Annotated in this window: 5 protein-coding genes; 4 read left to right on the top strand and 1 reads right to left on the bottom strand. The window is 72.3% G+C overall.

Features of this window, described 5'->3' with window-relative positions; translation table 11 throughout:
* Both J7E93_RS06345 and glgB read left to right on the top strand, forming a co-directional pair.
* The coding region (locus J7E93_RS06345) for a hypothetical protein (RefSeq protein ID WP_215066271.1) at window positions 1-214 on the top strand (214 nt) is incomplete at its 5' end.
* Complete coding sequence (gene glgB, locus J7E93_RS06340) at window positions 211-2532, top strand: 1,4-alpha-glucan branching enzyme (RefSeq protein ID WP_215066270.1); 2322 nt, start codon at window positions 211-213, stop codon at window positions 2530-2532. The genes J7E93_RS06345 and glgB, both read left to right, overlap by 4 nt.
* A 70-nt stretch (window positions 2533-2602) precedes the next feature.
* On the opposite strand, the gene J7E93_RS06335 is transcribed toward glgB, so the two are convergent.
* Window positions 2603-4837, bottom strand: coding sequence for a UvrD-helicase domain-containing protein (locus tag J7E93_RS06335; protein WP_215066269.1), 2235 nt, complete (start codon window positions 4835-4837; stop codon window positions 2603-2605).
* Between the two features lie 133 nt (window positions 4838-4970).
* On the opposite strand from J7E93_RS06335, the gene J7E93_RS37990 reads away from it, so the two are divergent.
* Window positions 4971-6002: a DUF6817 domain-containing protein gene (locus J7E93_RS37990; RefSeq protein WP_215066268.1), complete on the top strand. Its 1032-nt coding sequence runs from the start codon at window positions 4971-4973 to the stop codon at window positions 6000-6002.
* A gap of 99 nt (window positions 6003-6101) precedes the next feature.
* Window positions 6102-7436 carry a threonine--tRNA ligase gene (thrS, locus tag J7E93_RS06325; RefSeq protein WP_215066267.1) on the top strand — a complete coding sequence of 445 codons (1335 nt, stop codon included), beginning with the start codon at window positions 6102-6104 and terminating at the stop codon, window positions 7434-7436.
* The last annotated feature ends 12 nt before the right edge of the window (window positions 7437-7448 follow it).

Raw genomic sequence — 7448 nt, 5'->3', positions numbered from 1 at the left:
GGGCGGGCCCGTCCGCCGGGCCCCCGTGCCCCGCGGGCGCGCGCCCGTCCGGCTCCGGCGCACCCCGCATCACCCGGACGGCGCCCGTTCGGCCGAGTGTCCTGTGCGGCGCGCCGCCCGTTGCGGTTGCGTGGGAACCACCGCCGTCTTCGCCAGGCGGTCGCCGCTGCTCTTCTCCCTGCCCATCCCCCTCGTACAGGAGGCCACCCCGTGACCGCCCGATCCGCACGCAAGACGGCCCGTACCACGACCGACGCGGTGCCCCCGGCGAAGACCGTGACGAAGGCGACGGCCAAGACGCCGGCGCCCCGCGCGGAGCCCGGAGGGGACCGACGCGTTCGCAAGGCGCCGCCGCTCGACGCGGGCGATCGGGCCCGGCTGCTGGCGGGCGAGCACCACGACCCGCACGGTGTTCTCGGCGCCCACCCCGTGCGCGGCGGAGTGGCGATCCGGGTGCTGCGCCCGTACGCCCGTGAGGTCACCGTCCTCGCCAAGGGCAAGCGGACCCCACTGCACGACGACGGCGACGGCTTCTTCTCCGGACTTCTGCCGCTGCTGCGCAAGATCCCCGATTACGAGCTGCTGGTGCGCTACGACGGCGACGAGCTCCCCGTGCAGGATCCGTACCGCTTCCTCCCCTCCCTCGGTGACCTCGATCTGCATCTGATCGGCGAGGGCCGGCACGAGGAGCTGTGGAAGGCGCTCGGCGCCCGTCCCATGACCCACCAGGGCGTGACCGGTACCCGGTTCACCGTCTGGGCCCCCAACGCGCGCGGCGTGCGGGTCAGCGGCGACTTCAACTACTGGGACGGCACCGGGCTGCCCATGCGCTCGCTCGGCGCGACCGGCGTCTGGGAGCTGTTCGCGCCGGGCATCGGCGAGGGCGCGCTCTACAAGTTCGACATCGCCCGCCCCGACGGCTCGCACACCCTGCGCGCCGACCCGATGGCCCGCCGCACCGAGTGCCCGCCGAACACCGCGTCGGTCGTCACCGACTCGTACCACGAGTGGGGCGACGCCGGGTGGATGGCGGGCCGGGGCGCCCGGCCGCACCACGAGGCACCGCTCTCCGTCTACGAGGTGCACCTGCCGTCCTGGCGGCCGGGGCTCACGTACCGGCAGCTGGCCGAGCAGCTGCCGGCCTACGTCAGCGACCTCGGCTTCACGCACGTGGAGTTCATGGCCGTCGCGGAGCACCCCTTCAGCGGCTCCTGGGGCTACCAGGTCACCGGCTTCTACGCGCCGACCGCCCGGATGGGCACGCCCGACGACTTCAAGTACCTGATCGACGCCCTGCACCGGGCCGGGATCGGCGTCCTGATGGACTGGGTGCCGGCGCACTTCCCGCGCGACGACTGGGCGCTCGCGGAGTTCGACGGCCGGCCGCTGTACGAGCACGAGGACCCGCGGCGCTCGGCGCACCCGGACTGGGGAACGCTGGAGTTCGACTACGGCCGCAAGGAGGTGCGGAACTTCCTGGTCGCCAACGCGGTGTACTGGTGCGAGGAGTTCCACATCGACGGCCTGCGGGTCGACGCGGTCGCCTCGATGCTCTACCTCGACTACTCCCGCGAGCACGGCGAGTGGCTGCCGAACGAGTACGGCGGCCGGGAGAACCTGGACGCGGTCGCCTTCCTCCAGGAGATGAACGCGACGGTGTACCGGCGCTGCCCGGGGGTCATCACCTTCGCCGAGGAGTCGACGGCCTGGGACGGGGTCACCCGGGCGACCGACCAGGTCGGGCCGGGCGGCTTCGGCGGTCTGGGTTTCGGCATGAAGTGGAACATGGGCTGGATGCACGACTCGCTGGGGTACGTCTCCAAGGAGCCGGTGCACCGCAAGTACCACCACAACGAGATGACCTTCTCGATGGTGTACGCGTACAGCGAGAACTACATCCTGCCGATCTCCCACGACGAGGTCGTGCACGGCAAGCAGGCGCTGGTGTCGAAGATGCCCGGCGACTGGTGGCAGCAGCGCGCCAACCACCGTGCCTATCTGGGCTTCATGTGGTCCCACCCGGGCAAGCAACTCCTCTTCATGGGGCAGGAGTTCGCCCAGGGCGCCGAGTGGTCCGCGGAGCACGGACCGGACTGGTGGCTGCTCGACCCGTCCTACGGGGCGGAGGCGGACCACCGGGGCGTACGGGACCTGGTGCGCGATCTGAACACGGTGTACGGGCGGACCCCGGCGCTGTGGGAGCGGGACACCGTGCCGGAGGGCTTCCAGTGGGTGGTGGGGGACGCGGCCGAGGACAACGTCTTCGCCTTCCTCCGCTACGACGCGGAGGACTCCCCCCTGCTCGCGGTCTGCAACTTCTCGCCGGTGGTGCGGCACGACCACCGGCTGGGGGTCCCGGACACGGTGGCGGCCTGGACGGAGGTCCTGAACACGGACGCGGCGCGGTACGGCGGCAGCGACGTGGTGAACACCGACCCGGTGAAGACGGAGTCGGTCCCGTCCCACGGCCGGGCGGCGAGCGTACGGATGACGCTGCCGCCGCTCGCGACGGTGTGGCTGCGGCCGGCCTGAGACCCGCCGGGGCCCCGCCGCGAGGCGGGGTCCCGGCCGGACGCGGGCCGGGGAGCGCGCGGCCTGCGGGTCAGGCGGCGCGGATCACGCCGAGCCGCTGGGTGGCCCTGGTCAGCGCCACGTACAGGTCGTTGACGCCGTGGGCGGCCCCGGCCCGGACGGCGTCCGGGTCGACGACGAGGACCGTGTCGAACTCCAGCCCCTTCGCCTGCCGGGGGTCGAGCAGCACCACCGGGCGGGTCAGGTCCGGCGCCGGGCCGTAGGAGGCCTCCGGCAGCGCGGCCGTGAGCGCCGGGTGCAGCTCCCGCGGGGCGATCACGGCGAGCCGGCCCTCGGCGCGCAGCTCGGCGGCGACCGCGTCGGCGGTCTCCTTCACCGGGTCCTCGACGGTCCGCTCCCAGGGCTCGACGCCCGTGGAGCGGACCGAGCGCGGCGGCTCGAAGCCGGGGTCGGCCTCGCGCCGGACGTCGGCGGCGACCGCCATGATCTCGGCGGGGGTGCGGTAGTTGACCCCGAGGCGGACGAGCTCCCAGCGGTCCTCCACGTACGGCGCGAGGATCTTCTCCCAGGAGCCGACGCCGGCCGCGTCGCCGGTCTGGGCGGGGTCGCCGACCAGGGTCATGGAGCGGGTGGGGCTGCGGCGCATCAGCAGCCGCCAGGCCATCGCCGACAGCTCCTGCGCCTCGTCGACGATGATGTGGCCGAAGGCCCAGGTGCGGTCGGCGGCGGCCCGTTCGGCGGCGCTGCGGTGGTCGGCCTCCTCGTGGCGCTCGGCGAACCGCTCGGCGTCGATGATGTCGTGCGCGGAGAGGACCTCCGAGGCGTCCTTGTCCTGCTCCTCCTTGTCCTCGAACTCGTAGGTGCGCGAGGCGTACGAGACGTCGAGGACGCCCTGCGCGTACTGGATCTGCCGCTGCCGCTCGGCCTCCTGGGCGGCGCGGGCGGCCGAGTCGTCCTCGCCGAGGAGTTCGGCGGCCTCGTCGAGGAGCGGCACGTCGCCGGGGGTCCACTCGCCGCCGTCGCGGCGGATCGCGGCGGCGTCCTCCTCGGAGAGGTGGGTCGGCTCGGCGAGGTAGTCGGCGAGGAACTCCTCGGGCGTGAGCGGCGGCCAGAGGGTGTCGATGGCGGCGTGGACGTCCGGGTTGGCGGCGACGCCCTTGGCGAGCAGGGCCATGTCGTCGGGGCCGAGGAAGTTGGGCCCGCCGTAGGGGTCTGCGCCGATGCGGTCGGCGAGCTGTTCGGCGAGCGCGTCGAGGAGGTTGAAGACGAAGTAGGGGCGGGCGAGGTTGTGCGGCAGCCGGGTCTCGCGCGCCTTGTGGCGGGCTTCGAGGGCCATGTCCCAGTCGATGACGAGATCGCCGTCGTCGTGGGCCACGATCAGCGGCTCGCCGCGCTCGGGGACCTGCTGCCGGTCCCGTACCGCCTGGGCGAGGGCTTCGACCATGGCGGCGTCGCCCTTGACGGCGGCGGCCCGCGGGGTGTCGGTGCCGGTGGCGTGGACGCCGGGGAAGAGCTCGCCCGGGGTGGCGAGCAGGACGCCGGTCTCGCCGAGCGAGGGCAGGACGTTGCCGATGTAGCCGAGGAAGGCGGGGTTGGGGCCGACGATCAGGACGGCCCGTCTGGCGAGCTGCTCGCGGTGCGCGTAGAGGAGGTACGCGGCCCGGTGCAGCGCCACGGCGGTCTTGCCGGTGCCGGGGCCGCCCTCGACGACGAGGACGCCCTGGTGCGGGGAGCGGATGATGCGGTCCTGCTCGGCCTGGATGGTCTGCACGATGTCGTGCATCCGCCCGGTGCGGGCGGCGTCGAGGGCGGCGAGAAGCACCTCGTCGGCGTCCCGGTTCTCGTGGCCCGTCCGGGTCCGGTCGGCGAGGTCGAGGACCTCGTCGTGGAGGGCGGTGACCTCGCGGCCGTGGGTGGTGATGTGCCGGCGCCGGCTGAGCCCCATCGGCTCGTACCCGGTGGCGAGATAGAAGGGGCGGGCGACGTCCGCACGCCAGTCGACGACGAGGGGGGTCCGGTCCGGATCGTCCTTGCGGATGCCGATCCGCCCGATGTGGTGGTCGTGCCCGTCCTGGAAGACCAGCCGCCCGAAGCAGAGCCCGGTCTCGCCCGCGTTGAACGCGGCGAGCAGCCCGGACCGCTCGGCCACCAGCACGTCCCGTTCGAGTCGGCCCTGGTTGCTGCCTGACCCCGGGGTGCGCAGGGCCTGGTCGACGGCGGCCTCGGCCTGGTCCCTCAGGTCGTCGAGTCGTGCGTAGAGCTCGGCGATGAATTCCTGCTCTTTCCGAAATTCCTCGGTTGACAATTCGACTCCCGGCGCGATACAGTGCGTTTATTGAACTTCTCCACGTCTTTGTCATGTCAAGACGCGGAACCCATGAATATACGCGATGCAATGCCCCGACTTCAATTTACTCGTCGGGGTATTTTTGTGCGCCATGGGGAGAGAAACGGCATTCGAGGCGGCGCGCGAGCTGCTCCTCGCGCGGGGCGCGGACACGCTGGAACACCCGGGCGGCACCCTGCTCGCCCACCTGGAGCGGGTGGAGGCACGGCTCGCGGACTGGGGCGCACGGGACGAGCTGCGCCTTGCGGGCCTGTGCCACGCCTTCTACGGCACGGACGGTTTCGCGGAGAGCCTGCTGCCCCTGGAGCGGCGCGGTCTCCTCGCGGAGGCGATCGGCACCGAGGCGGAAGAGCTCGTGTACTTCTACGCCGGCTGCGACCGGAAGATCTCCTACCCCGGACTGACGGATGAGGACGGGCTCTTCCGGGACCGGTTCACCGGGGAGACGCATCCGGCGGCGCGGGGGCGGCGGAAGGATTTCGCGGAGCTGACGGCGGCGAACGAGCTCGACGTGCTCCGCCACAACCGGGAGCTGCGGACCCGCTACGGGGGCGCGCTGCTGAGGCTGTTCACGCGGTGGCGTTCGCTGCTGAGCGAGGCGGCGTTCACGGAGGCGCGGGAGACGCTCACGCTGAAGGGCGAGGAACGCGAGGCGTTCCTCACCGGCCTGGAGCGGGGCGATGTCGTCACGGGTGTCGTCTCGCACCTCGCGAGCTTCCATGTGACCTTCGTGGAACTGGGCGGCGTGGTGGGGATGATGAACATCCCCGAGGTGTCCTGGGGCGTGTACGACTTCCCGGGTGACGTGATCAGCGAGGGGCAGGAGCTGCCGTTCGAGGTCCTGGCCGTCGACCTGAGCCGGGAAAGGATCTTCCTCTCCCTCAAGAGCCTGGAACCCGACCCACTGCGGGCCTTCGCGCGCGGCGGCTTCGGAGGCGTCCGGACCGGTCGGGTGACCAAGCGGGTCCCGTCCGGGGTCTTCGTCCTCGTCGCCGACGGCGTGGAGGCCTTCGTCGACCACGACGACCTCGACGGCCGCTCGCCCCGGCCGGGGGACGAGCTGACCTTCGAGGTCACCGCCGTCAACGTGGTCACCCGCCGCGTCCGGCTCGCCCTGCGCTGACGGACGGAGGGCCGCGGAAAACCCCGTGCACCCCGCCCGTACCCCCTGCTAGCGTCCTTCTCATGAAGCGCGCTGCCATGATCACGACGACGCCGGAGAGTGTCCCGGCGCGCTGACAGCTGTCTTTGTCCGAAGCCCCGGGGCGAGTGCCCCGGGGCTTCGTTCTGTGGTCACTCGCCCTCTTCCCGCGAGGAGACCACCATGCACGACCACCGCCGGCTCGGCCGTGAACTGAACCTGTTCGACACCGACCCGCTGATCGGGTCCGGGCTGCCGTACTGGCTGCCCGACGGCGCCGTCGTACGGCACGCCCTGGAGGAGTACGTCCGCGCCGCCGAACGCCGGGCCGGCTACCGCCATGTGTACTCGCCCGTGCTCGGCAAACGGGAGCTGTACGAGATCTCTGGCCACTGGGCGCACTACAGCGACGACATGTATCCCCCGATGGACGTCGGCGGTGAGCAGGTCGTGCTGCGGCCGAGCCTCTGTCCCCACCATGCGGTGATCTACCGCTCCCGGGCGCACAGCTACCGGGAGCTGCCGCTGCGCATGGCCGAGCTCGGCGCCATGTACCGCTCCGAACTCTCCGGCGTACTCGGCGGACTGACCCGCGTCCGGGCCATCCAGCTCAACGACGCGCACATCTTCTGCACCCTGGAGCAGGTCGCCGAGGAGGCCTCGGCCGCCCTGGAGATGATTCGTCGGGCGTACGAGGCGATGGGCATCGTCCCCGCCCGTTACCGGCTCTCGCTGCCCGGGCCGGGCGGGAAGTACGTCGCCGCGCCCGGGATGTGGGAGCGGTCCACCGCCCTGCTCACCGAGGTGCTCGACGCCTCCGGGCTGCCGTACGAGGCCGCCGAGAGCGAGGCCGCCTTCTACGGACCCAAGATCGATGTGCAGGTCGCCGACGGCGCGGGACGCGAGTCGACCCTCTCCACCGTGCAGATCGACTTCCACCAGCCCGAACGGTTCGGCCTCCACTACATCGGCGCGGACGGCGCCAGGCACCGGCCGGTGATGATCCACCGCAGCGTCGTCGGAAGCGTGGAGCGGGCCGTCGCCCACCTCCTGGAGCAGCACGGCGGCGCCTTCCCCGCCTGGCTGGCACCCGTACAGATGGTGATCCTGCCCGTCTCCGACGAGGAGTTCATTCACGCCGAGGCGCTGGCCGCCCGGTGCGCCGAACGGGGACTGCGGGCCGAGGTCGCCGGGCCCGAGCGGGGCACCCTCGGTGCACGGATCCGCGAGGCCCGCCTCGTGCCGTACCAGGCGGTCGTCGGCGCCAGGGAGGCCGCCGACGACCGCGTCGCCCTGAGGCTGCGGGACGGCCGCCGGCTCGCTCCCGCGCCGGCGGAGGAGATCCTCGACCGGATCGGGGCGCTGGTCGCGGCCCACTCGACCGCGCTGTGGCCGGACGCCGTCCAGGTGTCCTGACCCGCGGGGGTG

The sequence above is a fragment of the Streptomyces sp. ISL-36 genome, from assembly GCF_018614205.1.
Taxonomy (GTDB): Bacteria; Actinomycetota; Actinomycetes; order Streptomycetales; family Streptomycetaceae; genus Streptomyces.
The sequence above is the reverse complement of the archived record's forward strand: the minus strand, read 5'-3'. Positions and strand labels throughout refer to the sequence as shown.

Coding starts and splice junctions, on each gene's coding strand:
- J7E93_RS37990 (WP_215066268.1), top strand. CDS start 4,971: ATGGGGAGAGAAACGGCATTCGAGGCGGCGCGCGAGCTGCTCCTCGCG.